We start from the raw sequence: 23,128 nt of genomic DNA on the forward strand, positions 1-23,128 counted from the left end.
ACGCCGTTACGGGGGGTACTGAATGGTGGTGCCGCGACCGATTGTCATGATCTGAGGCTCCTTGTCATGATGCGTTATGTTGCCGGATCGAATAGCAACGGAAGCGCCGTGGGCGAGCGGAATACCTGTCCCCGGATATGGGGGTCGGCACTGTTGGGGTCCAACCGTAGGTTTGGTAACCGGTCGAGCAGCAGGTTGACCGCGACGCGCATTTCCAATCGGGCCAGATGCATGCCCAAGCACACGTGTACCCCGTGGCCGAATCCAATGTGGGCGCGTGGCTGGCGGAATATGTTGAAGCAGTTGGGATCGGGGAAGCGCTCGTCTTGCCGGTTGGCGGCGCCCAGCATCGGCATGACCGCCGCGCCGGCCGGGATCGCCACACCACCGAGTTCGGTGTCGCGGGTGGCCACGCGGGTGATCGTCAACAATGGTGGCTCCCAGCGGACTGCCTCCTCGATCGCCTGCGGCAGCAGAGATCGGTCCGCCCGCAAGGCGTCGAGTTGTGCAGGGTCGGACAGCAATCCGAACAGCATGTTCCCGAGCGCCCGATAGGTGGTCTCCACGCCGGCCGGTAACAACAGTCGCAGAAACGAGAAGATCTCTTCATCGGATAACTGTTCGCCGTCGATCTGCGCGGTAGCCAGGCTGGTGATCAGATCCTCGCGGGGCTCGGCGCGTCGCGCGGCCAGGATCGGCGCGAAATAATCGCGTAGCGCGTTGGAGGCGGCCAGCCCGCGTTCGGGGTTGATGACAAAACTCAACAGTGAAATCGACCACCGCTGAAACTGCGGATAGTCCTCGCGGGGCAAGCCGAGCAAGCCCGCGATGATCAGTGTGGGGTAGTCGAAGGTGAACTCCTTGACCAGATCCGCGTGCCCACGTTCAACAAACCGGTCGATCAGCATGTTGCCGACTTGGCCGACCAGACCGTCCTCCCATTGGGCAAGTGCCTTCTGGGAGAAGGCCTTTGATACCAGGGCGCGATGGCGGCCGTGGTCGGGCTCATCCATCCCGAGCATGACACGCTTGCCCAGGACATCGCCGAACGCCGAGATGATGATCGCCGAGGAGAATGTCTCGTTGTCCCGCAGGATCTGCTGGACGTCTTCGTAGCGGTAGGCGATGAAAACCGGCTTGGCCTCCTCGTGCGGCATCCCGGAGACATCGAGCCGCTGGATCGGTTCCTCGCGGCGCAGCCGCGCCAATTCCGTATACGGGTCGCGGATATCGCCGCTGACCGCGTCGTCAAAAGATCCGAAATCCTCGAGATCGTCAAACAGTTGCACTCTGTCTCTCCAGGCTCATCCGCGGGGCGTGCATGGCCCGCCGTTAGCGGGTGGCTCGACATGTGGCCGCCCATCGGGCTGGGCACTCATCCAAGTCGACCAGATGCCCATCGAATATGGTCCCGGCGCCCCGGCTTTTTCGTAGAACCCTTGCGGGTCATACACTTTGGCCTCCGGATAGGGCCATGGGCAGGCAACAGACGTGGCCGTTCGAGTCCATTTGATGAGCGCGAAGCCAGCGCCGTAGGCGAAGTACGCGAGGTTGATGATGACGAGCATCACCGCGAACGATCCCAGAACGGGGCGACCGGCGAAGATGCGAGCTCGTTGGGCCAGCTTTTCGGCGACCGTGCGCCCGCTGTCGTCGCGATACAACAGCACACCGGACGGGATCATCACCAATGTGACCAGTGATGATTCCCATATCAAGGGAAACTGGAAGGGGGTTCCCGTGAAGACCGATCCGAACGGGATCACTTGGTCGTAGATGTAGAGCCCGGTCCGAATGTTGGCGATCTCCAAGAAGGCATCGAAGACAAACCCGACACCGTAGATGATGGCCGCCAAACTAATCAGCGGATGGCGCCAGACGAACGAGTCGAGTGGCCGTTTGGCCTGAATCTTGCGCAGGATCCAGACCGACGGAAAATACGGGCCCAGATAGAAGAAGGCATACAAGATCACGATGAACGGTTCGACGGTGGGCGACAGGGAGACGAGCGGCCAATCCTCCGGCCAGTGCCAGAGCTGCGGGTTGTACACGGCGTAAGGGGCCCAATTCATGATCGGGTCTTGCCAAACAATGACTGTCGTAACGATGGACATCAGCAGAACCGGATGCGCTGGCCAGCGTCGCCATGCCCAGAAAAAGACGCCCAGCAATATCACCAGAGACACGAGACTGCCGACCTGGCTGACGGTCATCCACGTCGAGCTGCTGATGCCGAACAGGTAGCGCACGGGACGCGGGGCCCCATTGACCTCCGGGTTACGGACCCTGTCGGAGACGGCTCCAGTGCGGGCGTAGTAGGCGATGAGGCCCACAGTGACGACCGCGACAACGATCCACAGAGCCGTTAGTGAAGGCGATCGACGCGCTTCGGTGTGCGCAACGCTAGCGGACGGCTTCGTTTGTTCGGCGGTCATCGGTCGGCCCGCCTACCCGATCCGAAGCAGCGCCGGGCCAGGACGGCTTCGCAAGCAGCGGGTTTGTTGGGGGAACCTGGCTGTCGCCTCATAGGTCACTAAACCTCTCCACCGGGCCGATAACCACACGACCGCGTGTAGTTAAAAAATACTCTACGACATCGTATGATTATGTCAATGGCGCAGTGCGCGGGCCGCACATCATGTGCACGGTGAAAAGGCGCGTCAAGACCTGTTGGTGTTAGCGAAACTCTCTGCACCGCACCATGCTTTGAGTGTCGGAGCTGGGAATATTCCCGCGAACCGGGGCGGTGCAGGCGCTCAGCGGTCTCGGTACGCGCGCGAGTTTTCGTCCTAGGTTGGCAGCTTGGTAGCCAGGTCCAGCACGGTCACCGTGTCGGTTCCGGCCTTTTCAATCGTTCCGAGGATCGGAAGCCGAGATCAACATCGGCGGCCTGCGCACGCCAACATGTCCGGAGGTACTGGTCAAAGTCGCGATGGTTTCAGGGATGATTGGCAGCGTCTCGCATCCCCGTGTCGCCGCGTTCAATGATGCGGCGTTGCGTACCCATTTGTTATCACTCGCGCGGCGCATCGTCGAGTAGCGCCAGTCGACGCGCCTCACGGCGTAGTCAAGTCGAAGTGCGGTCTCGTCACGGGTCGCCCGTAACCGGCCGTCACGTCAGCCGCCGGCGGTAGACGGGCAGGACCAGTTTTGGTGGTCGGGGTCGCAGACTGTTCATCTTCTTCGGTCCTACTGGGCGGCGGCGGCGGCGTTCTCGCCCCAAGGATCGCAGGAGAGTTGGTGCGGTGCGTGGCGGCGGCGAGGTCCGCTGCGAGGCCGGTTCAACAAACGTGTGGCACCCCGCGGTGGATTACGTCGCGAGAAAGTCGCGCATGGTCGCCAGCCGGTGGTGGTGAAACCGTTGCGCAAGAGGGTTTTTGGTGCGTACTTGATCGAATCCGTGGTAGGCACCGGTAACGATGTAAAGTTGTGTGGAAACTCCTGCTTGCCGTAAACGGGTGGCGTAGTCGAGGTTTTCGTCGTGGAAGAGGTCGGCGGTGCCGACGCCGATCCAGGTGGGCGGGAGCCCAGTCAGGTCTTTGCGGCGGCTCGGAGCGGCGTAGGCGCTGACGCCTTCGGCGGCGGGTTCGCAACCCAGGTAACTGCGCCAGCCGAAGGCGTTGTCTTCGGGCGTCCATCCGCGAGCACCGGTGAGGGTAGATCGTGTGACGGTACGGTCGTCGAGCATCGGATAGACCAGAACCTGACCGGCTAGACCGACAAGTCCGGTATCCAGGCACCGCAACGCCAGCGCTGCGGCTAGTCCCCCACCGGCTGATACGCCGGCGACCAGTATTCGTGATCGGTCGACGTCCTCTCGCGCGGCCAGCCATCGCAGAGCGGCGTAGCAGTCGTCCAATGCTGCGGGGTAAGGATGCTCGGGGGCGAGCCGGTATTCCACGCTGACGACCGACGCCCCGAGCTCATGCGCAGTCTTGGCTACGAGACGCTCGTCCATGCGGGCACATCCCGCTATGTAGCCGCCGCCGTGGATCCACAACACGGCCGGTGAATTGTCGGCCAGATCGTGGGGCCGGTGAACTCGGACGCTGGCGGTGGGCGAAACCGCGACGACGTCGACGTCACGCGCGGCCTGGAGCAGCCCCATGAACGACGTTTGGGCTCGCATTACCCGCAGGTGTCTGGCGAACAGGCCGTTACGGTACGGCAGCAGCCGGGCGAGGCGGCGAAGCGATGGGTCAATGTTTTCCAGCGCGGTAGCCTCGGCTTGCGTGGTCATCGCATTTCCTCCGTGATGTCGTGTCGGCGATTACTGGCTGTTCGACCGCGGCGGTGATTGACGCGGGGGGTCGATTCAACTGGGTGTGAGCTAGCCGGTATTGCATCGGCCAGCTCCTGCATGAAGCGCCCGGCACTGGCCTGCGCGCCATCGATCTTGCCTTGGGCACCGGGTTAATCACCAGCCCGGCATGATCGGAATGACCCTGGCGGCCACAGGATTGGTAACACTGCCACCAAAAATCGCAGGCCGCGACCGCAAGGACGGGCGCGATAAGCATCACCGATCCCACTGTCTTGACCCAATGATTGTTCACTCACCCCTCGGTGCGGGCACGCCATCACCGACTCGATCTTTCCGACTGACCCGGGCAGAGCTCGACGATATCGTGAGAGCGTCGCCGACCGCCGTGTCGTCGGTCAGCGCGCCCGTGATCGCGGCCGTTGCGGCCACTGACGGGGTCAACCCTTCGGCGACGAGCCGTCCGGCGGCGATTAGCACGCGAGTGGACGCGACTTCGCGTAATCCGTGGCTCTCCGAGCGCCGGATTGCCCGGCCCAATCGCACCAGCTCGCCGGCCGTGGCGCGGCCAATTCCGGCTTCATGTGCGACGATCGCCTCCTCGATCTCGGGGCGGGGAAACCCGAACTCGATGGCGACCATCCGTTGCCGCGTAAAGTCCTTGAGATCCTTCAGCACGCTCTGATAGCCGGGGTTGTACGACACGGCGAGTCCGAATCCCGGTGCAGCATCCATTGTTTGTCCGACACGATCGATGGGAAGCTGGCGACCGGTCATGGGGTGTGTTTGGCGAGCCACTCCGCCTGCATCACCAGCAGGGCCATTGCCTCCAATTGCGGTGTGTTGGAATCGAGTTCGCGGTAGCGCTGATAGACGTTGACGACGACGCGCTCGGCATCCAGCCAGGTCGCGTACTCGCCGAGGTCGATGGTGTCGGCGGCCTCGGACCAGGACAGGCCTTTGCGGTAGGCGGCCTCGGCCTGTTCGGCGACGTGCGCGAGATATCCACGGACCGCGCTGATCCCGTCCGGATCGGTGACCGGACCGTGGCCGGGCACCACGATCGGGGCGTCGAGCGCGATCATCACATCGCATGCCCTGATCCAGTTGGCGATCGGGCCGGCCCACACGATCGGGGTGCAGCCGATGAACAGCAGGTCGCCGCCGAACAGCACCCCGGCATCGGGCACGTGCACCACCGAGTCGGCGGCGGTGTGGGCCGGGCCCAGGTTCAGCAGGTCGATCCGGCGCCCGCCGACATCGATCGTCAGCTCGTAATCGAACGTCTGGTCGGCGTTGCGCAGTGTGATGCCGCTGAAGTCGAAGTGCCCGAATCGATCTCGCACGTACGGGGTGGCGACCGGGCCGAGGTTGGCGGTCTGCGTCATGGCCAGCATCTCGGGCGCCATCCCGTGCGCGATCTCGTCGGCAGTGCCCTGCGCGGCGATGATGCGCACCGACGCGTCCAGCAGCTGGTTGCCGTGGGTGTGGTCGCCGTTGGAGTGGGTGATCAGGGCGTCGGTGATGGGAGCGGATGAGGTGACGGGCCGCATCGCGGCGAGCATTTCTCGGGTCAGCGCCAGGTCGAACAGCGTGTCGACGAGCAGTGACGCGCCGTCGCCGGCGATCAGCCCGGCGTTGCTCCACCCGTACCCGCCGTCCGGCAGTGTCCACGCCCACACCCGGTCGGCCACCTCGTGCAGGCCGCGGGTGTAGGGCACCTTCGCCGGGGCCCGGTTGACCCGGACCGGGGCGGGCGCGGCGTCCGGGTTGCGCCGGGCTGCCAAGGGATGCGGCGGGCCGCTGGCGCGCACGGTTTGCCGGGTCTCCCCCAATCCTTCGACCCGCAGGGTGACGACGTCGCCGTCGTGCAGCCAGCCCGGAAACGATTCCAGCGCAGCGGGATTGAGGTGCTCGACGAGCGTGCAGGTGGGCACGGTTCCGGAGCCGACGACGTCGCCGGGCGTGAGCGGCACGCCGCGCGAGGCGTATGAGATGACCTCGCCGAAGGTCCAGTCCATCTGGCCGGTCGACCCCGAGCCGATCACGCGGTCGTTGACCAACGCGGTCACCTGCAGGTCGAGCCTGCCGTCCCGCCGGTACGGCTCGAGCTCGTCGGGCGTCACCAGGTAGGGCCCCAGCGTGACCCCGCTGTCCTTGCCCTTGCCCTGCCCGATCGCGAGCTGGCTTTCCCGCTGCTGCAGGTCCCGCGCGGACCAGTCGTTGAAGATGGTGTAGCCGATGATGGCCTTTTCGGCTTGCTCGACGGTCAGGTCCTTGCCGCTGACACCGATGACGGCGGCGATCTCCAGTTCGAAGTCCTGCCAGGCACTGCCGGGTGCCGTCGGGGCGTCTTCGTAGGGACCCAAAACTGTTGTGGGGCAGGCGAAGTAGAACGCCGGGATGCGGTACCAGGTGTCGGCGAGCACCCGGCCGCCGCCCATCGCGGCCTGGCAGTTGCGCATGTGATCCAAGAAGCACAGGGAGTCCCGGATCGACGGCGGGCGCGGGATCGGCGCCAGCACGGTCACCTCGGCGAGCTGCGCCACCGCCGAGGGGGAACGGAGCGCGTCCTCGCCGGCCCGGCGCAGCCCGTCGGCGCCGCGTCCGATCAGGTCGAGCAGCGTCACGCCCGCCGGCATGGCGTGGATGGTGTCGCCGGAGAGCACCCCGGCGCGTTCCCCGTCATTGCCTCGAAAGGTCAACCACTTCACTCTCGCACCACCTCACTCGGTTCCTTGTCCGGCCGCAGCCCACGCCAACTGGATTGACGCAGACGGTCATCCGGCGTCCATTCGCTGTAGCGCACCTCGCCGACCAGGACCGGTTCGACGAACGTCACCCCCTTGGTGTCCTGACGCGGCAGCGGGGGGTGGAACGGGGATTGGTCGGTCTGCAACGGCGCCAACGTCTTCTTCAGGTTCGCCAGGTCACGCTCGGTGAAACCGGTGCCGACGCGTCCGGCGAAGCGCAAACCGTCCGGGCCCGGGATTCCCATCAGCAGCGAGCCGATGCCACTGGTGCGCCCGCCCTCGCCCGCCTTCCAGCCGCCGATGACGACTTCCTGGGTGTTCCAGTTCTTGTCCTTGATCCAGGACGCCGAACGCCGGCCCGGCTGATAGGTGGAGTCACGCCTTTTCCCGACGACGCCCTCCCAGCCGTACTTCAGTGAGTGCTCGAGCGCTTGGGCGCCGTCACCGGGCAACAGGTCGGGGACGATCAGATTGCTTGCGGCGGCGAGGAATTCCAGCAACTTTCGCCGGTCGGAGTAGCGCGCCCGCAGCAGCGAGCGGCCGTCCAGGTAGAGCAGGTCGAACGCCCAGTACTCGACGCGGGCGCCGCGACCCCGGTTCTGCATCGCATGGAAGCTGGGCACCCCGTTCTCGTCCAGAATCACGGCCTCGCCATCCAGCACCACGTGATGCTCGGCCAGATCGGCTGCCAGCGAGCGTAATTCGGGATATTCCTTGGTGACTTCGCGGCCGCGACGGGACCGGATCCGCAAGTCGCCGTGATCCACCTCCACCAGCAGCCGGTAGCCGTCCCATTTGCCCTCGAATGCCCACTGCCCGGCCTTGAGCGCGGCCACCGAACCCTCCGAGGCGAGCATCGGGGTGATCGTGTCGAACTCGAAGACCTTCTGGTCCTTCATCCGGTGCGCCAGCCACTGGTCGCCGTTGGTTTGAATCAGCGCGTAGCGCCCGGAGATCCGGTTGCCGTGCAGGTTGACGATGACCTCATCGTCCTGAAACTTCTCCGCCTCGTACGTGCCGGCGTCCCAGATGACCACCTTGCCGGCGCCGTACTCGCCCTTGGGGATGTTTCCCTCGAACGAGCCGTACTCGAGGGGATGGTCCTCGGTGTGCACCGCCAGGTGGTTGACCGACGGGGTGTCGGGCAGGTTCTTCGGAACCGCCCACGACACCAGCACGCCGTCGCGCTCCAGCCGGAAGTCGTAGTGCAGGCGACGGGCGTGGTGCTCCTGGATGACGAACGAATTGCCTTGGCCGGTAACTGGTCTCGCGGCGGGCACCGGTTCCGGAGTCTTCGACGCGTCCCGCATGCTGCGATACTTGCTGAGCCGGTCGCTGACCGGCACGTCGGCGTCGAGCTCCGCCAGCAGATCGCCGTCGCGGGCCACCCGGTCGAGCACTTCGTCGTAGCGCAGCTGACCCACCGACGGGTCTTCGAGTTCCTCCCAGGTGCGCGGCGCCGCGACGGTGGGATGTTCGCGCCCGCGCAGCGAGTACGGCGCGATCGTGGTCTTGGAGCCGTTGTTCTGGCTCCAGTCGAGGAAGACCTTGCCCGCCCGCAGGCTCTTGGTCATGGTCGAGGTGACCAGCTTGGGCATCGCCGTTTCCAGTTGCTGGGCAACGCGTTTGGCCAGCACGGTGGCACCCTTGCTGCTCACCGGTTTGTCCAGCGGCGCGTAGAGGTGCACCCCCTTGCTGCCGCTGGTGAGCGGAAAGGTGGTCAGCCCGATGCCGCCCATCAGGTCCCGCACCGCGTGGGCGACCTCGCACAATTGCGGCATCGTCACGCCTTCGCCGGGATCTAGGTCGAACACCAATCGCGTTGCGGGGCCGGGCTTGAGCTCCTCGGCCTTGCTTCGGGTCCACTCGGCGACGAAGCGCCACTGCGGGACGTGCACCTCCAGCGCCGCCTGCTGCGCGATCCAGGCCAGCCCGTCGAGGCTGTCGATGATCGGATAGGTCGTCGTCCCCGACCGGTGGGTGACGCTGGCTCGCGGCAGCCAGTCGGGCGCCGAGGACGCCAGCTGCTTTTCGAAGAACGACTCCTGCTCGACGCCGTTGGGCCAGCGCTTGCGGGTGGCCGCGCGTCCGGCGATGTGCGGCAGCATCACCTCGGCGATGCGCGTGTAGTAGTCGAAGATGTCGGCCTTCGTCGTTCCGGTGGCGGGGTACAGCACCTTGTCGGCGTTGGTGAGCTTCACCCGTGCTGCCATGCTGTCAACCTACGCGTTTCAACGCTGTTAACTGCTCTGACCACCGACAATCGGCTTCACTTTCGATTGGTTTTGTGACATCAACCACGGAAGGGTTAAACCAGGGACCGCATCGAGGCACAGTGGAAACGGTGTTTGATGCCATCGCCTCTGACTGCCGTCCAAAAGGGGGCGTCCCGCTGAGCGACGCCACACTGCAATTGCATTCGCAACGAATCGACGTGCCCACCTACGACAGGTCGGCCCTTCAGCGGGCCGTCGTCCACATCGGCGCGGGCAACTTCCACCGCGCACATCAGGCCGTCTACTTCGACGACCTCGCCCGCTCGGGCATTTCGGATCGTTGGGGGGTAACCGGCATCAGCCTCCATTCCCCCGACGTCAAAGACTTGCTGTCGGCCCAGGATGGGCTGTACACCGTGGTACAGCGCGGCCATGACCGCCAAACCGCCCGTGTCGTCGGGTCGATCGGTTCCCTTCACTACGCACCGAACGACAACGCAGCGGTCCGCGCCGCCTTGGCAGACCCCGAAACCCGCATCGTCAGCCTGACGATCACCTGCAACGGATACTTCCTCAACCCCGTCACCGACCAATTCGACGCCGACCACCCCGACGTGCGCGCCGACCTCGTCGCCTCCGACGGCTATGCCACCGCGTGGGGATATCTGGCCGAAGCCCTCGACCGCCGTCGCCGCGCAGGCGTCGCGCCATTCACCGTGCTCTGTTGCGACAACTTTCCCGCCGACACCCAGCCGGCCAGGACCGCGCTGGTATCGTTCGCGGCCTTGAAGGACCCCCGCCTTGCCCGGTGGATCGACACGCATGTCGCTTTCCCCTCGACCATGGTCGATCGCATCACCCCGCAAACCTCGAAGTCGGAGCGCAAGTTCGTCGAGCAGACCTTCGGCGTCGCCGACAAATGGCCCGTCGTGACCGAACCCTATTCCCAATGGGTGATCGAGGACGCCTTCAGCAATGGGCGCCCACCGCTCGACCTGGTGGGTGCCGAATTCGTGACCGACGTCCGGGACCACAAGTTGATCAAGACCCGCGTGCTCAACGGAACCCATATCGCGCTCGCATGTTTGGCCACACTCGCCGGATACCAGCGCACCGACCAAGCGATGCGGGATCGCGTCATCTTCGACTATGTGGAGAGGCTACTGGGCGACGAGATTCAGCCACTGTTGCCCGCGGTCCCCGGGATGAACACGCCCGAGTACCGCGGCACGGTGCTCGATCGGCTCAGCAACCCCCGAATGAGCGACCAATTGTCGCGGCTGGCCCGACGGGGAACAAGCAAGATAGCGTCGTTTGTGCTGCCCTCCCTGCAGGACGCGATCGCACGGGGTAGGCCGCACACGCTGCTGATGTTGGCCGTGGCCGGATGGGCCCGTTATATGCGCGGCCACGACCTCAGGGGGCGCAAGTTCCGCCTCGAAGACTCGCAGGCGATACCCGTCGCCAGGTTGGCCGACATGGCACGGCACAACCCCGAACCGCTGCTGGGGCATGAGATGTTCGCCGAACTGCGCGCGGTTCCGGGTTTTGCGGAGCGGTTGGGCGACATGATTACGGACATCGACGAGCGCGGTGTGGTGGCCACGCTGCAGGATGCGATGCGCGACGACGAGCGAGAGTTGGTGGCGCGATGAACGGCGGGCTGACCTTTGTGCGCCCATTCGATCCGGCGCCGATCACCACGTTGCTCTGTGACGCCGACGACAACCTGTTCGGCTCGGAGAGACCGGCATTCGAGGCGTCGACCGAGGTGACGAATCGTTTCCTGGCCAGGTTCGGGGTGAGGGCTCCGTTCAGCTGTGACGAATTGCGTAAGCGGGCGGTCGGGAAGAACTTTCGTGCCATGGCTCTCGACCTGGCGGTGCAGTGCGACGTGCCGCTCGATCAGGTGTTGGCCGAGGGCCGCCCCGAAGCGGTGGTCGCCTCGGCGGGCGACTTGGCGAGCGGCAACGCGTTGTCCGCCGACGAACTCGAGCAGTGGGTGCGTGAAGAGCGCGAACGGGTCACCGCTCATCTGGCTGCCACCCTGACATCCGATCCGCAGGTACTGGAACCGTTGAACGAGCTCGCGAGCCGCTACGCACTGGCCGCGGTCAGCTCCAGCGCCACCAAGCGCCTGCGTGCCTGCTTCACCGCCACCGGCCTCGACGCGCTGATGCCGGAGGCTGCGACCTTCAGCGCGGAGGATTCTCTTCCGGTGCCGACGAGCAAACCCGACCCGGCGGTCTACCTGCATTGCGGCGAGGTACTCGGTGTTGCCGCGGAACAGGGGCTGGCCATCGAGGACTCCGTGGCCGGCGTGACTTCCGCGGTCGCAGCCGGGTACACATGCGTCGGTAACCTGATGTTTGTGCCACCCGACGAATGGGATTGCCGCCGTGCGGAATTGATTGATGCCGGCGCGGTCGCGATAACCGATTCGTGGCGTGCCCTTGCTGATGTCCTGCTGTTGTCGGCCGTGCCGGCCGTGGGTTCTCCCCCAACGTAGGGCTGTGTCTGGTCCGCGACGGGGGTCGAAGCGGCTGGGCTGCGGCCGGCCGTCGTCGTACCGTCGATAGGTGTTGCGCGCCCAGTAAAGATCGGGCAGTGGCCCGGGGAGGAGTTGGCCAATGGTGGCTAGCCCGATCGATCTGAATAATGCGTCGCTGTCCAAGCTGCCGATCGAGGCTCCGAACTATGACCGCGAAAGCGTGACCGTCGGCATCGCGCATATCGGAGCCGGCCATTTCCACCGGGCGCATCAGGCCGCGTACATCAACCTGCTGCTCCAGCAGGGCCTGGGATACGACTGGGGCATCTGCGGCGTCGGGGTGATGCCCTCCGACTGGACCATGCGCGACGTCCTCAACGATCAGGACGGGCTGTACACGCTGATCTTGGATCATCCCGACGGCACCCGGGACGCGCAGGTGATCGGCTCGATCGTCGACTACCGCTACGCCCCGGACGATCCGGAAGCGGCGTTGGAGGTGCTGGCTGCGGCATCCACCCGGATCATTTCGCTGACCATCACCGAAGGCGGATACCGCGATCCCGACGGGCCGGCGTTCGCGTTGATCACCAAGGCGCTCGCCAGGCGGCGCGGTCAAGGAATCTCCGCGCCGACGATCGTCTCGTGCGACAACATCGAGAGCAACGGTGAGGTAGCCAAGCGCACGGTGCTCGCCAGTGCCGAGCGCTTGGATCCCGGGCTGGCCCAGTGGGTGGCGGAACACGCCCGGTTTCCGAGCTCGATGGTCGACCGTATCACTCCGGCAACGACTTTGGAGATGGCCGCGGAGGTGCGGCGTGACTTCGGCGTCAACGACCGGTGGCCGGTGGTGGCCGAGCCGTTCACCGCTTGGGTGATCGAAGACGACTTTGCCGATGGTCGCCCGCCGCTGGAGCGGGCGGGGGTGCTGATGGTCGACGATGTGCGCCCGTACGAGCTGATGAAGTTGCGGCTGCTCAACGCGGGGCATCAGTGCCTGGCCTACTTCGCCCATCTGTGCGGATTCAAGTTCGTTCACGAGGCGGCGCGTGATCCGCTCTTTGCCCGATTCCTGCTGTCCTACTTCGAGACTGAGGCCATCCCCACGCTGCCGCCCGTGCCGGGCATCGACCTTCATGAATACGGTCACACGCTGGTCGAGCGGTTCGCCAACCCCGCCGTCCGCGACACCGTTGCGCGGCTGTGCGCCTATTCGTCGGACCGCATTCCGAAATGGCTGTTTCCCGTCATCTGCGACAACCTGGACAGCGGCGGGCCGGTTCAACTGGCGGCCGCGGCGGTGGCCAGTTGGGCCCGCTACGCCGAGGGGGTCGATGAGTCGGGCAAGCCGTACGAGGTGGTGGATCAGCTGGCGGACTCGCTCGTCCCGATCGCCCGGTCGCAGCACCACAATCCCACTGGGTTGATCGAGGTCACCGCGCTGTTCTGCGATCTGGCCCACCAACCGCGGTTTGTCGAGGCGTACCGCTGGGCCCTGGATTCTTTGCACCGCAAGGGGGCTCGGGCGACGCTCGAGGCGTTGGTGCGATGAGCCGCGGGCTGGTGATCGGCGAGGCGCTGGTCGACATCATCGACGGTGACGAGCATCTCGGTGGCAGCCCGCTCAACGTCGCCGCCGGACTGGCCAAGCTGGGTCGCGACGTCGACTTCTTGACTTACATCGGCGACGATCCGCACGGCCGACGCATCGTTGATTACGTCAAATCCTCAGGTGCACAACTTGTTCCGGGGAGTACCTCCGCTACCCGGACACCGACCTCGGTCGCGACGATCGCCGACGACGGGTCCGCGGCTTACGCATTCGACCTGGAATGGCAGGTCTCCGGACCGCCCGAAATCGGGCCGCCACTGCTGGTGCACACCGGATCGATTGCCGCCGTGCGCGAGCCGGGGTGCCTGGCGGTCGCGGCGCTGCTCGACACCTATCGGGTGTCGGCCACCGTCAGTTTCGACCCCAACGTGCGCCCGTCACTCATCATCGACCGGGATCTGGCCCGCGACCGCATCGCGCGCCTCGTCGAGCGCAGCGACATCGTCAAGGCCAGTGACGAGGACCTGGGCTGGATCGAGCCGGACCGCGACCCGGAGTCGACGGCCCGGGCGTGGTTGGCCTCCGGCCCGGCGGTCGTCGTCCTGACCAGGGGTGAGCGGGGCGCGGTTGCTTTCTGTGCGGCCGGCGAGGTCCGGGTGGCGGCCAAGCCGGTTCAGGTGGTAGATACCGTCGGCGCCGGTGACGCGTTCATGGTCGGCCTGCTCGACGCGCTCTGGGGAATGGACTTGGTGGGGGCCGCCCGGCGGGCCGCCCTGGGGCGGATCGGACTCGACGCGCTGACGGCGGCGCTGCAATCGGCGTGCCTGGTGTCGGCGTGGACGGTCGGCCGCGCTGGCGCCGAGCTGCCCGACCGGGCCAGCCTGCGGGCCCGTCCACCGAATTAGCTGTACCCGAAAGTCCGCGGTGCGGGCGGGCTGCGCTGTTTTGCTGGGGGCGGTGTGGGCATACTGACTTACATGCGTTCCATCTGGAAGGGTTCGATCGCGTTCGGACTGGTGAACGTCCCGGTCAAGGTGTACAGCGCCACCGAGGACCACGACATCAAGTTCCATCAGGTGCACGCCAAGGACAACGGCCGCATCCGCTACCAACGCATCTGCGAGAAGGACGGCGAGGTCGTCGAATACCGTGACATCGCCCGGGCCTTCGAGTCGCCCGACGGGCAATCGGTGATCATCACCGACGACGACATCGCCACCCTGCCCGAGGAACGCAGCCGCGAGATCGAGGTGCTCGAGTTCGTCCCGGCCAGCGACGTCGACCCGATGCTGTTCGACCGCAGTTACTTCCTCGAACCGGATTCGAAGTCGTCGAAATCGTATGTGCTGCTTGCCAAGACGCTCGCCGAGACCGATCGGATGGCGATCGTTCACTTCACGCTGCGCAACAAGACCAGGCTGGCGGCGTTGCGCGTCAAGGACTTCGGCAAGCGCGACGTGATGGTGGTGCACACGCTGTTGTGGCCCGACGAGATCCGCGACCCCGACTTCCCCGTGCTGGACAAGAAGGTCGACATCAAGCCCGCCGAACTCAAGATGGCCGGGCAGGTGGTGGAGTCGATGGCCGAGGACTTCAACCCCGACCGTTACCACGACACCTACCAGGAGCAGCTGCAGGAATTGATCGAGGCGAAACTCGAAGGCGGCGAGGCGTTTACCGTCGAGGAGCAGCCCAAAGAACTGGACGAGACCGAGGACGTCTCTGACCTGCTGGCCAAGCTGGAGGCCAGCGTCAAGGCGCGCTCCGACGACGGCAAGGCCGGGGCCGGTTCGGGGGCCAAGAAGGCAGCGGCGAAGAAAGCGCCCGCGAAGAAGGCCCCGGCCAAAAAGGCGGCCGCCAAAAAGGCGCCGGCCAAGAAGACACCCGCCAAAAAGGCCGCGGCAAAGTCCTGACCAAGCCGGGCGGTCAGCGCCGACGCATCGACAGGAAGCGGAACCCGGCGGCCAGCAGGTTGATCGCCGCGACGATGATGATCAGGCTCAACGCCGCACCCCAGATCCGCAGGAAGCCGGCGTGTTCGGGGTTGGTGAGTTCGGTGTAGATCAACAGCGGCAGCGAGGCCATATTGCCGTGGAACATGTCGAAGTTGATGGACCGGCTGTAGCCGACCAGCACCAGCACCGGCGCGGTTTCGCCGATGACGCGCGCGACCGACAACAAGATGCCGGAGACGATGCCGGGCATCGCGATCGGGATGACGATCCGCACGATGGTCTTCCACTTGGTGACACCCAGCGCGTAGCTGGCTTCGCGCAGGTCGTCGGGCACCAGCCTGAGCATCTCCTCGGTGGACCGCACCACCACGGGCAGCATCAACAGGACCAATGCCAACGACACAGCGAAGGCGCTCTGCTGGAAGCCCAACGTGGCGATCCAGAGGCTGAAGATGAACAGCGCCGCCACGATCGAGGGCACCCCCGCCAGGACGTCGACCATGAACGTCGTCACCCGCACCAGCCGGCCGGACCCGTATTCCACCAGGAACACCGCGGTCATCAGGCCCAACGGCACGGACAGGACCGCGGCCACGCCGGCCTGCACCAACGTCCCGTACAGCGCGTGATACACCCCGCCGGCAAACTCCTCGGGCAGCACCCCACGCAGCGAGTGGGTCCACCAGCCCGAGCGGGTGACGGCGTACCAGCCGCGGGCTAGAACCACCCCGAGGACCCAGACCAGCGGCACCAGGGCGACGAGGAACGAGGCGACGAAGAACGTCGCCGCGGCGTTGTTGGTGATCCGCCGCCGCAGGCTCAGCGGGCTGAAGACGTCCGGTTTGACCGGCAGGTCGAGGGCGTCGATGCTCACCCGTTGACCTTCCCGCCGGCGATCGCGCGGGCGCTCGCATTCACGATGAAGGTCAGGACGAACAGCGCGAACCCGGCAGAGATGTAGGCCCCGGTGGGCAATGGTTCACTGAATTCGGCTGCCGCGGAAGCGATCTTGGAGGCGAACGTGTAGCCGCCGTCAAACAGCGACCAATTGCCCGCGCGGGCGGCCGACCGCAGGATGATCAGGACCGCCACGGTCTCGCCGAGGGCGCGGCCCAACCCCAGCATCGACGCCGCGATGACACCGCTGCGACCGAACGGCAGCACGGTCATCCGCACCACCTCCCATTTGGTGGCGCCCAGAGCCTGCGCCGCTTCCATCTGAATCGGCGGGGTCTGGCGAAACACTTCGCGCGACACCGAGGTGATGATCGGGAGGATCATCACCGACAGCACGATGGCGGCGGTGAAGATGGTGCCGCCGCCGGCCAGCGAGACGTTGCCCTGCTTGAACAAAAAGAACCAGCCCAGGTTGCGGTTCAGGAATTCCGCGACGGGTTCGAGTTTGGGCGCCAGCACGAAGATCCCCCACAAACCGAAAATGATCGACGGCACCGCGGCCAGCAGATCGACCATCGCGCCGAACGGCCGCGCCAGCCGTTTCGGCGCGTATTGGGTGAGGAATATCGCGATCCCGACCGCGACCGGCACCGCCAGCACCAGTGCGCTAATCGAACTGAGCACGGTGACCATGAACAAGTCGCGGATGCCGAACGCGAGGTGGTCCGCCTTGGCGGTATTGAACTCGGCGCTGGTGAAGAAGTTCGCGTGGTTCGCGCGCAGTGACGGGATCGCGCGAACCAACAGGAATACCGCGATCAGCGCGATCGCGATCACAATCGTTGACCCGGCCGCCGCGGCGACCAACTTGAACAGTCGGTCGCCGCGGTGCGCCTTGCGCGGATCGGTCGCCTTCAGCGCAGGCTGAATCCCTGTTGAGGGACTGGCGATCGCTCCGCGGGTCATGGCATCCCGGATCACGCGATCGCGTTGACCGCGGTCGACAGTTTCGACTTGAACGAGTCCGGAATGGGGATGTATCCGTTGTCCGCCAAGCCATTTTGGCCCGCGCCGATGGTGCTCTGCAGGAAAGCCTTCACGGCCGTGCCGACCTGCGCGTCGGGATACTTCGAGCAAACGATCTCGTAGGTTGCCAGCACGATCGGGTAGGAGCCGCCCTGCGTCGGCTTGTAGAACGAGTTGGTGTCGAGCACCAGGTCGTTGCCCTCGCCCTTGACGGTGGCACCGGAGATCGTCTTGCCGACCGAGTCGGCGCTGATGGCGACGGCATCGCTGCCGGGCGCCGTGACGATCTTGGCCATGTTCAGGTTCTGGGCCTTGGCGAACGACCATTCGTTGTAGGTGATCGATCCCTCGGTGGCCTTGATGGCCGCCGACGTGCCGTCGTTGCCCTTGGCTCCCTCGCCGACACCGCCGTTGAACGTCTTTCCGGCGCCCTTGCCCCACGCGCCGTTGGACGCGGCATCGAGGTACTTCTGGAAGTTGTCCGTGGTCCCGGACTGGTCGTTGCGGAACACCACGTGGATCGGCTCGGCCGGCAGGACGGTTCCGTTGTTGAGCGCCTGGATGGCCGGGTCGTTCCACGTGGTGATGGCGCCGTTGAAGATCTTCGCCGCCGTCGGACCGTCGAGGTTCAGCGAGCTGACGCCCTTGACGTTGTAGGTGATCGCGATGGGGCCGAACACCACCGGCAGGTTCCACGCCGGCGAGCCGCAGCGCTGCTGGGCCGCGGCGTACTCGTTTTGGGCCAGCGGCGAGTCCGATCCACCGAAATCGGTTTGGTTGCCGTTGAATTCACTGATTCCGGCACCTGAGCCATTGGCCGTGTAATTCAACGTCTGACCCGGGCACGCTTGTTCGAACGCGTTGACGAAGCGCGTCATCGCGTTGGCCTGCGCCGTCGACCCGCTGGCCTTCAGCGTCTTCTTTCCGCCGCAACTCACCTTGCCCGCGGATCCGCCCGTCGTCGCACCGCTACCGCTTGCTCCGCTCGAGTTGTTGTTTTCGCTGCCACACCCGGATAACACCAAAGCGGCGCTAGCCAGCACACTCACGGCGGCGCCAAATCGGTTCAGTTTCAATTCTCTTCCTCACAGTAGGGATGAAACATCGCCGCCGCCTGAGGCCGCGGCCCGGCAACCAGGTATCTGTCGCAGCCAAGTAGCTAACAGTAACAAGGTTAACGTTCGGAGAATTGTGTGCGGCGGTCGTCAGGCGCCGGTCCACCGCGCAATTGGGGCCGGTCGGGGAGTTACATCGCGCCCCCTGTATGACAAACTAGAACCTGTTTCAGAAATGCCGTGATCTGCGTCGGCGAGGTCTGTTACCGTGTCGCCGGATAACTCGAATAGAGAGGCCGTAATGATCCTTGACAGGTTCCGTCTGGACGACAAAGTCGCCGTCATCACGGGTGGCGGCCGCGGCCTCGGTGCCGCCATCGCGCTGGCTTTCGCCGAGGCAGGCGCCGATGTGCTCATCGCATCGCGCACCCAATCTCAACTAGACGCCGTCGCCGAACAGGTCCGCGCCACCGGCCGCCGCGCCCACGCCGTCGCCGCCGACCTGGCCCATCCCGAGTCGACCTCGGAGCTCGCCGATCAGGCCGTCGAGGTGTTCGGAAAACTAGACATCGTCGTCAACAACGTCGGCGGGACCATGCCCAACACCCTGCTGACCACCTCCACCAAGGACCTCAAGGAGGCGTTCACCTTCAACGTCGCCACCGCGCACGCGCTCACCATCGCGGCGGTGCCGTTGATGCTGGAGCACTCCGGCGGCGGCAGCATCATCAACATCACCTCCACCATGGGCAGGCTGGCCGGGCGCGGCTTTGCCGCCTACGGCACCGCGAAGGGCGCGCTCGCGCACTACACCCGGCTGGCCGCGCTGGACCTGTGCCCGCGCATCCGGGTCAACGCCATCGCCCCCGGATCGATCCTGACGTCGGCGCTGGACGTGGTGGCCTCCAACGAGGAGCTGCGCGCACCGATGGAGAAGGTCACACCCATGCGCCGCCTCGGCGACCCCGTCGACATCGCCGCCGCCGCAGTCTATTTGGCCTCCCCGGCCGGCAGCTTCCTCACGGGCAAGACGTTGGAGGTCGACGGCGGCCTCACCTTCCCCAACCTCGACATCCCGGTCCCCGACCTGTAAACCATGAGGCGCGAGCAGTCCCCCGCAAGCGGGAGGTACCCCCAGCAAAAGCCCCCACACGCACGGCGTGTCGGGCGCTTTTGCGTCTGCTCGCGGTCTTACCCCTACCGCTAAGGAGCCCGCCATGGCCATACCCGTCGTTCAGTTGGGCACCGGCAACGTCGGCGTCCATGCGCTCAAGGCGTTGATCACCAATCCCGAGTTCGAGCTCACCGGGGTGTGGGTGTCGTCGGAGGCCAAGGCCGGCAAGGATGCGGCGGAGCTTGCCGGACTTGAGGATTCGACCGGAGTCCTGGCCACCACCGACCTGCACGCCGTGCTCGCCACCGGTCCGCAGTGCGCGGTCTACAACGCGCTGGCCGACAATCGCCTGCCCGAGGCTTTGGAGGACTACCGCCGGGTCCTCGCGGCCGGAATCAACATCGTCGGCAGCGGCCCGGTCTTTCTCCAGTATCCCTGGCAGGTGATCCCCGAGGAGCTCATTTCGCCCCTGGAAGACGCTGCGCGGGAAGGCAATTCGAGCCTGTACGTCAACGGCATCGATCCGGGCTTCGCCAACGACCTGCTGCCGCTGGCATTGGCCGGCACCTGCCAGAGCATCCAGCAGATCCGGTGCATGGAGATCGTCGACTACGCCACCTACGACAGCGCCGCGGTCATGTTCGACGTGATGGGATTCGGCAAGCCCCTCGACGAGATCCCGATGCTGCTGCAGACCGGAGTGCTGAGCCTGGCGTGGGGGTCGGTGGTGCGGCAATTGGCTGCGGGGCTTGGCATCACGCTCGACAGCATCGCCGAGGAATACATCCGCGAGCCCGCGCCCGAGGACTTCGACATCGCCTCGGGCCACATTCCGAAGGGCACGGCCGCCGGGCTGCGGTTCGAGGTGTTCGGACTGGTCGACGGCGACCCCGTCGTCGTCCTGGAACACGTCACGCGGTTGCGGGAGGACCTGCGCCCCGACTGGCCACAGCCCGCCCAGGAAGGCGGCTCCTACCGCATCGAGATCACCGGCGAACCGTCCTACGCGATGGACATCTGCTTGAGCAGCCGCCTCGGCGATCACAACCACGCCGGCCTGGTCGCCACCGCGATGCGGGTCGTCAACGCGATTCCCGCGGTGGTGGCCGCCCCGCCGGGCATCGTGACGACCCTCGACCTGCCCCTGATCACCGGCCGCGGGCTCTACGTCCCGGGGTGATCTAAAGCACGGCATGACGCGCCACCTTCTCGGCGTTGCCCTGAATGGTCCTCAGGGTCGGCACGAAAGGGGCAATGCAATGACGAAACGGCGAGTGCTCGTGAGCGGGGCTTCCAAGGGCATCGGTCGCGCGGTCGTTGACCGCCTCGCCAGCGGTGGTTACGAGGTGATCGGGCTCGCCCGCACCGCACCGTCGGACTTCCCCGGGCAATTCCACGAGGTCGACCTCGCCGACCGCGCCGCTACCGCGCAGACCCTCGACGCGATCGTCGCCGACGGCGCGGTCGACGCAGTGGTCAACAACGTCGGCGTCGCCCGGTTCGGCCGCATCGGCTCGATCGAACTGGACGACCTTTTCACCACCTACGACATGAACGTCCGCACCGCGGTGCAGGTGGTGCAGGCCGTGCTGCCCGGCATGATCGATTCGGGATGGGGTCGCATCGTCAACGTCACGAGCCTGACCACGCTCGGCGTCGCGGAACGCACCCCCTACGCCGCCTCCAAGGCCGCGCTGGAAACCTGTACCCGCATTTGGGCGGGCGAGCTGGCCGGGACGGGGATCACCGTCAACGCGGTATCGCCCGGGCCCATCGAAACCGAGATGTACCGCGCGCGAAGCCCCGTCGGATCGGAACGCGAGGGACGGCTTCTCGCGTCCATTCCGATGCAGCGCGTCGGCACGCCTACCGAGATCGCGCACGTGATCGCGATGTTGCTGCACCAGGACGCCGGGTACATGACGGGTCAGATAGTCCGGGTCGACGGGGGCGGGAGCATCGGCGCGGCATGATCCACGGCGTTGCGGGTAGCCCGGCGGCGCGTCGTAGTGTTCGGTTAACCTAACTTTTTTATTCGAGAACGTGGATCGAGGATCGATACGTTGGCGCAGGGCACGGAGGCCTCGCTCAAAACGAGCTGGTATCTGCTCGGCCCCGCGTTCGTCGCCGCGATCGCCTACGTCGATCCGGGCAACGTCGCGGCCAACGTCAGCGCCGGCTCGCAGTACGGCTACTTGCTGCTGTGGGTCATCGTCGCCGCCAACGTGACGGCGGGCCTGGTGCAGTACCTGTCCGCGAAACTCGGGTTGGTGAGCGGACGGTCGCTGCCCGCGGCGATCGGCAAACGGATGGGCCGCCCGCTGCGGCTGACGTTTTGGGCGCAGGCCGAAATCGTCGCCATCGCAACCGATGTCGCCGAAGTCATCGGCGGGGCGATCGCGCTGCGCATCCTGTTCGGCCTGCCGCTGCCCGTCGGCGGGATCATCACCGGGGCGATCTCGATGCTGCTGCTGGCGATCCGGGACCGCCGCGGCCAGCTCCTTTTCGAGCGCGTCATCACGGGGCTGTTGCTCGTCATCGCCGTCGGTTTCGCGGCGAGTTTCTTCGTCGCCACGCCACCACCCGAGGCCGTGCTGTCGGGATTGCTCCCCCGATTCCACGGCACCGAGTCGGTGTTGCTGGCCGCGGCCATCCTCGGCGCCACCGTGATGCCGCACGCGGTGTATCTGCACTCCGGCCTGGTGCTGGACCGGCACGGGCATCCCGCGCCCGGTCACGACCGGCGCTGGCTGCTGCGTGTCACGCGTTTCGACGTTGTGTTGGCGATGGCCGTCGCCGGCCTGGTTAACGCGGCGATGCTCCTCGTCGCCGCGATCAACCTGCAGGGCCACAACGAAAGCGCCACCATCGACGGCGCCTACAGCGCGATTCACAACACGCTGGGGCCGACGATCGCGGTGCTGTTCGCGATCGGGCTGCTCGCGTCCGGCCTGGCGTCCTCGTCGGTGGGTGCCTATGCCGGCGCCATGATCATGCAGGGGTTGCTGCATCTGTCCGTGCCCATGCTGGTGCGCCGGCTGGTGACGCTGTGCCCCGCGATCGCGATCCTGGCGCTCGGCTGGGACCCGACCCGCGCGCTGGTCATATCGCAGGTCGTGCTGTCCTTCGGCATCCCGTTCGCGGTGCTCCCGCTGGTCAGGCTCACCAGCAACCGCGACCTGATGGGTACCGATGCCAACCATCCCGTCACGACGGTCATCGGCTGGGCGGTCGCCGTGCTGGTCAGTGTGCTCAATATCGTGTTGATCTACCTGACCGTGAGCGGCTCAGCATAGGCGAAAGCTCTACAAGTACCGCTGCACGCCGCCATGCCCGTGGCACGTTCCACCCGAGTGGGGATGTTCGCTGAACGACCAGCTGCCATCTGCGCATTGGGCCGTGGCATTCGGCGGCTGCGAGCCGCCCTGTTGCGGATACGGCACACAATCCCCGGACGCGGCGGTGTAGCAACTGCCGCCGGGTGACGAGTAAGCCGGTGACGCTGAGCCGACGGCTAGGACGATGGCCGCAGCGACGAAAGCTACACGGGACAACATGTGCCCGAACCTCCTGCTTGCAGATGTTCCTGTGACGGTCCCGACGTGCCGGTCGGAGCGTATGCGCCGGCGGGGTTGCTCACATGCGGATTTGTGAAAATTCGTCGCCACGCCGAGTCGGTGTCGAGCGGTCGCAAGAAAATCGCAAGAACTTCACCAAGACCTGGCAAGTGGCGTCGGTGAGTCTGACCCTGCCCGCCGCGGCGCCGAAAAAGTCTCCAAAAAAGTGTCCGACTCAGGCCGGGTCCGTG

At 65.7% G+C, this 23,128-nt stretch carries 18 protein-coding genes and 1 pseudogene; 9 read left to right on the forward strand and 10 right to left on the reverse strand.

Features of this window, described 5'->3' with window-relative positions; genetic code table 11:
• Nucleotides 1–74: 74 nt before the first annotated feature.
• From A9X00_RS28435 to A9X00_RS28460, 6 genes and pseudogenes are all read right to left on the reverse strand, one after another.
• Nucleotides 75–1,289, reverse strand: coding sequence for a cytochrome P450 (locus A9X00_RS28435; protein ID WP_067161448.1), 1,215 nt, complete (start codon nt 1,287–1,289; stop codon nt 75–77).
• Between the two features lie 15 nt (nt 1,290–1,304).
• The gene (locus A9X00_RS28440) at nt 1,305–2,435 is read right to left on the reverse strand and encodes a spirocyclase AveC family protein (protein ID WP_067161451.1); all 1,131 of its coding nucleotides are present in this window, start codon (nt 2,433–2,435) and stop codon (nt 1,305–1,307) included.
• A gap of 875 nt (nt 2,436–3,310) precedes the next feature.
• Nucleotides 3,311–4,240, reverse strand: a complete 930-nt coding sequence (locus A9X00_RS28445) for an alpha/beta hydrolase (RefSeq protein WP_067161454.1) — start codon at nt 4,238–4,240, stop codon at nt 3,311–3,313.
• 312 nt (nt 4,241–4,552) lie between these two features.
• Nucleotides 4,553–5,029, reverse strand: a pseudogene (locus A9X00_RS28450) (CbbQ/NirQ/NorQ C-terminal domain-containing protein); the annotation flags it as partial.
• Nucleotides 5,030–5,034: 5 nt separating this feature from the next.
• On the reverse strand, nt 5,035–6,975 hold the full coding sequence (locus tag A9X00_RS28455; protein ID WP_067161458.1) for a fumarylacetoacetate hydrolase family protein: 1,941 nt from the start codon (nt 6,973–6,975) through the stop codon (nt 5,035–5,037).
• Nucleotides 6,972–9,227: an ATP-dependent DNA ligase gene (locus tag A9X00_RS28460; RefSeq protein ID WP_067161461.1), complete on the reverse strand. Its 2,256-nt coding sequence runs from the start codon at nt 9,225–9,227 to the stop codon at nt 6,972–6,974. Before A9X00_RS28460 ends, A9X00_RS28455 begins: the two co-directional genes overlap by 4 nt.
• Nucleotides 9,228–9,358: 131 nt before the next feature.
• Here A9X00_RS28460 and A9X00_RS28465 point away from each other — a divergent pair, with 131 nt between their 5' ends.
• The 5 genes from A9X00_RS28465 (at nt 9,359) to A9X00_RS28485 (ending at nt 15,186) form a co-directional block, all read left to right on the forward strand.
• Nucleotides 9,359–10,885 (forward strand): mannitol dehydrogenase family protein, encoded by a 1,527-nt coding sequence (locus A9X00_RS28465; protein ID WP_067161535.1) that lies wholly within the window; start codon nt 9,359–9,361, stop codon nt 10,883–10,885.
• Nucleotides 10,882–11,739: an HAD family phosphatase gene (locus A9X00_RS28470; protein ID WP_067161464.1), complete on the forward strand. Its 858-nt coding sequence runs from the start codon at nt 10,882–10,884 to the stop codon at nt 11,737–11,739. The genes A9X00_RS28465 and A9X00_RS28470 overlap by 4 nt, the downstream gene beginning before the upstream one ends.
• A 121-nt stretch (nt 11,740–11,860) precedes the next feature.
• Nucleotides 11,861–13,273, forward strand: a complete 1,413-nt coding sequence (locus A9X00_RS28475; protein WP_067161467.1) for a mannitol dehydrogenase family protein — start codon at nt 11,861–11,863, stop codon at nt 13,271–13,273.
• Nucleotides 13,270–14,178: a carbohydrate kinase gene (locus A9X00_RS28480; RefSeq protein ID WP_067161470.1), complete on the forward strand. Its 909-nt coding sequence runs from the start codon at nt 13,270–13,272 to the stop codon at nt 14,176–14,178. The genes A9X00_RS28475 and A9X00_RS28480 overlap by 4 nt, the downstream gene beginning before the upstream one ends.
• A gap of 72 nt (nt 14,179–14,250) precedes the next feature.
• Nucleotides 14,251–15,186: a Ku protein gene (locus tag A9X00_RS28485; RefSeq protein WP_067161473.1), complete on the forward strand. Its 936-nt coding sequence runs from the start codon at nt 14,251–14,253 to the stop codon at nt 15,184–15,186.
• Between the two features lie 13 nt (nt 15,187–15,199).
• Here the strand turns inward: A9X00_RS28485 and pstA are convergent, their stop codons facing one another.
• From pstA to pstS, 3 genes are read right to left on the reverse strand one after another with little or no spacing between them, the layout of a single operon-like run.
• Nucleotides 15,200–16,102, reverse strand: coding sequence for a phosphate ABC transporter permease PstA (gene pstA / locus A9X00_RS28490; RefSeq protein ID WP_067161476.1), 903 nt, complete (start codon nt 16,100–16,102; stop codon nt 15,200–15,202).
• Nucleotides 16,099–17,091, reverse strand: a complete 993-nt coding sequence (pstC, locus tag A9X00_RS28495; RefSeq protein WP_067161538.1) for a phosphate ABC transporter permease subunit PstC — start codon at nt 17,089–17,091, stop codon at nt 16,099–16,101. The genes pstA and pstC overlap by 4 nt, the downstream gene beginning before the upstream one ends.
• 11 nt (nt 17,092–17,102) lie before the next feature.
• On the reverse strand, nt 17,103–18,227 hold the full coding sequence (gene pstS, locus A9X00_RS28500) for a phosphate ABC transporter substrate-binding protein PstS (protein WP_067161479.1): 1,125 nt from the start codon (nt 18,225–18,227) through the stop codon (nt 17,103–17,105).
• Between the two features lie 280 nt (nt 18,228–18,507).
• Here pstS and A9X00_RS28505 point away from each other — a divergent pair, with 280 nt between their 5' ends.
• The 4 genes from A9X00_RS28505 (at nt 18,508) to A9X00_RS28520 (ending at nt 22,616) form a co-directional block, all read left to right on the forward strand.
• Entirely contained in the window at nt 18,508–19,299 is a 792-nt protein-coding gene (locus tag A9X00_RS28505) for an SDR family oxidoreductase (protein ID WP_067161482.1), read from the forward strand.
• A gap of 124 nt (nt 19,300–19,423) precedes the next feature.
• Nucleotides 19,424–20,500 carry a diacylglycerol kinase gene (locus tag A9X00_RS28510; protein WP_067161485.1) on the forward strand — a complete coding sequence of 359 codons (1,077 nt, stop codon included), beginning with the start codon at nt 19,424–19,426 and terminating at the stop codon, nt 20,498–20,500.
• Nucleotides 20,501–20,579: 79 nt separating this feature from the next.
• Nucleotides 20,580–21,293, forward strand: coding sequence for an SDR family oxidoreductase (locus A9X00_RS28515; RefSeq protein WP_067161488.1), 714 nt, complete (start codon nt 20,580–20,582; stop codon nt 21,291–21,293).
• Nucleotides 21,294–21,353: 60 nt separating this feature from the next.
• Nucleotides 21,354–22,616, forward strand: coding sequence for an Nramp family divalent metal transporter (locus A9X00_RS28520; RefSeq protein ID WP_232006978.1), 1,263 nt, complete (start codon nt 21,354–21,356; stop codon nt 22,614–22,616).
• A gap of 9 nt (nt 22,617–22,625) precedes the next feature.
• Here the strand turns inward: A9X00_RS28520 and A9X00_RS32895 are convergent, their stop codons facing one another.
• Nucleotides 22,626–22,877 carry a DUF3761 domain-containing protein gene (locus A9X00_RS32895; RefSeq protein ID WP_082975586.1) on the reverse strand — a complete coding sequence of 84 codons (252 nt, stop codon included), beginning with the start codon at nt 22,875–22,877 and terminating at the stop codon, nt 22,626–22,628.
• Nucleotides 22,878–23,128: the final 251 nt, after the last annotated feature.

The sequence above is a fragment of the Mycobacterium sp. 1245805.9 genome (genome assembly GCF_001672915.1).
Classification (GTDB): Bacteria; Actinomycetota; Actinomycetes; order Mycobacteriales; family Mycobacteriaceae; genus Mycobacterium.

Bases quoted from the DNA above. Each gene is read 5' to 3' on its own strand.
- A9X00_RS28440 (WP_067161451.1), bottom strand. From the start codon at position 2,435: ATGACCGCCGAACAAACGAAGCCGTCCGCTAGCGTTGCGCACACCGAA.
- A9X00_RS28445 (WP_067161454.1), bottom strand. From the start codon at position 4,240: ATGACCACGCAAGCCGAGGCTACCGCGCTGGAAAACATTGACCCATCG.
- A9X00_RS28460 (WP_067161461.1), bottom strand. From the start codon at position 9,227: ATGGCAGCACGGGTGAAGCTCACCAACGCCGACAAGGTGCTGTACCCC.
- A9X00_RS28470 (WP_067161464.1), top strand. From the start codon at position 10,882: ATGAACGGCGGGCTGACCTTTGTGCGCCCATTCGATCCGGCGCCGATC.
- A9X00_RS28475 (WP_067161467.1), top strand. From the start codon at position 11,861: ATGGTGGCTAGCCCGATCGATCTGAATAATGCGTCGCTGTCCAAGCTG.
- A9X00_RS28480 (WP_067161470.1), top strand. From the start codon at position 13,270: ATGAGCCGCGGGCTGGTGATCGGCGAGGCGCTGGTCGACATCATCGAC.
- A9X00_RS28485 (WP_067161473.1), top strand. From the start codon at position 14,251: ATGCGTTCCATCTGGAAGGGTTCGATCGCGTTCGGACTGGTGAACGTC.
- pstC (WP_067161538.1), bottom strand. From the start codon at position 17,091: ATGACCCGCGGAGCGATCGCCAGTCCCTCAACAGGGATTCAGCCTGCG.
- A9X00_RS28505 (WP_067161482.1), top strand. From the start codon at position 18,508: ATGATCCTTGACAGGTTCCGTCTGGACGACAAAGTCGCCGTCATCACG.
- A9X00_RS28510 (WP_067161485.1), top strand. From the start codon at position 19,424: ATGGCCATACCCGTCGTTCAGTTGGGCACCGGCAACGTCGGCGTCCAT.
- A9X00_RS28515 (WP_067161488.1), top strand. From the start codon at position 20,580: ATGACGAAACGGCGAGTGCTCGTGAGCGGGGCTTCCAAGGGCATCGGT.
- A9X00_RS32895 (WP_082975586.1), bottom strand. From the start codon at position 22,877: ATGTTGTCCCGTGTAGCTTTCGTCGCTGCGGCCATCGTCCTAGCCGTC.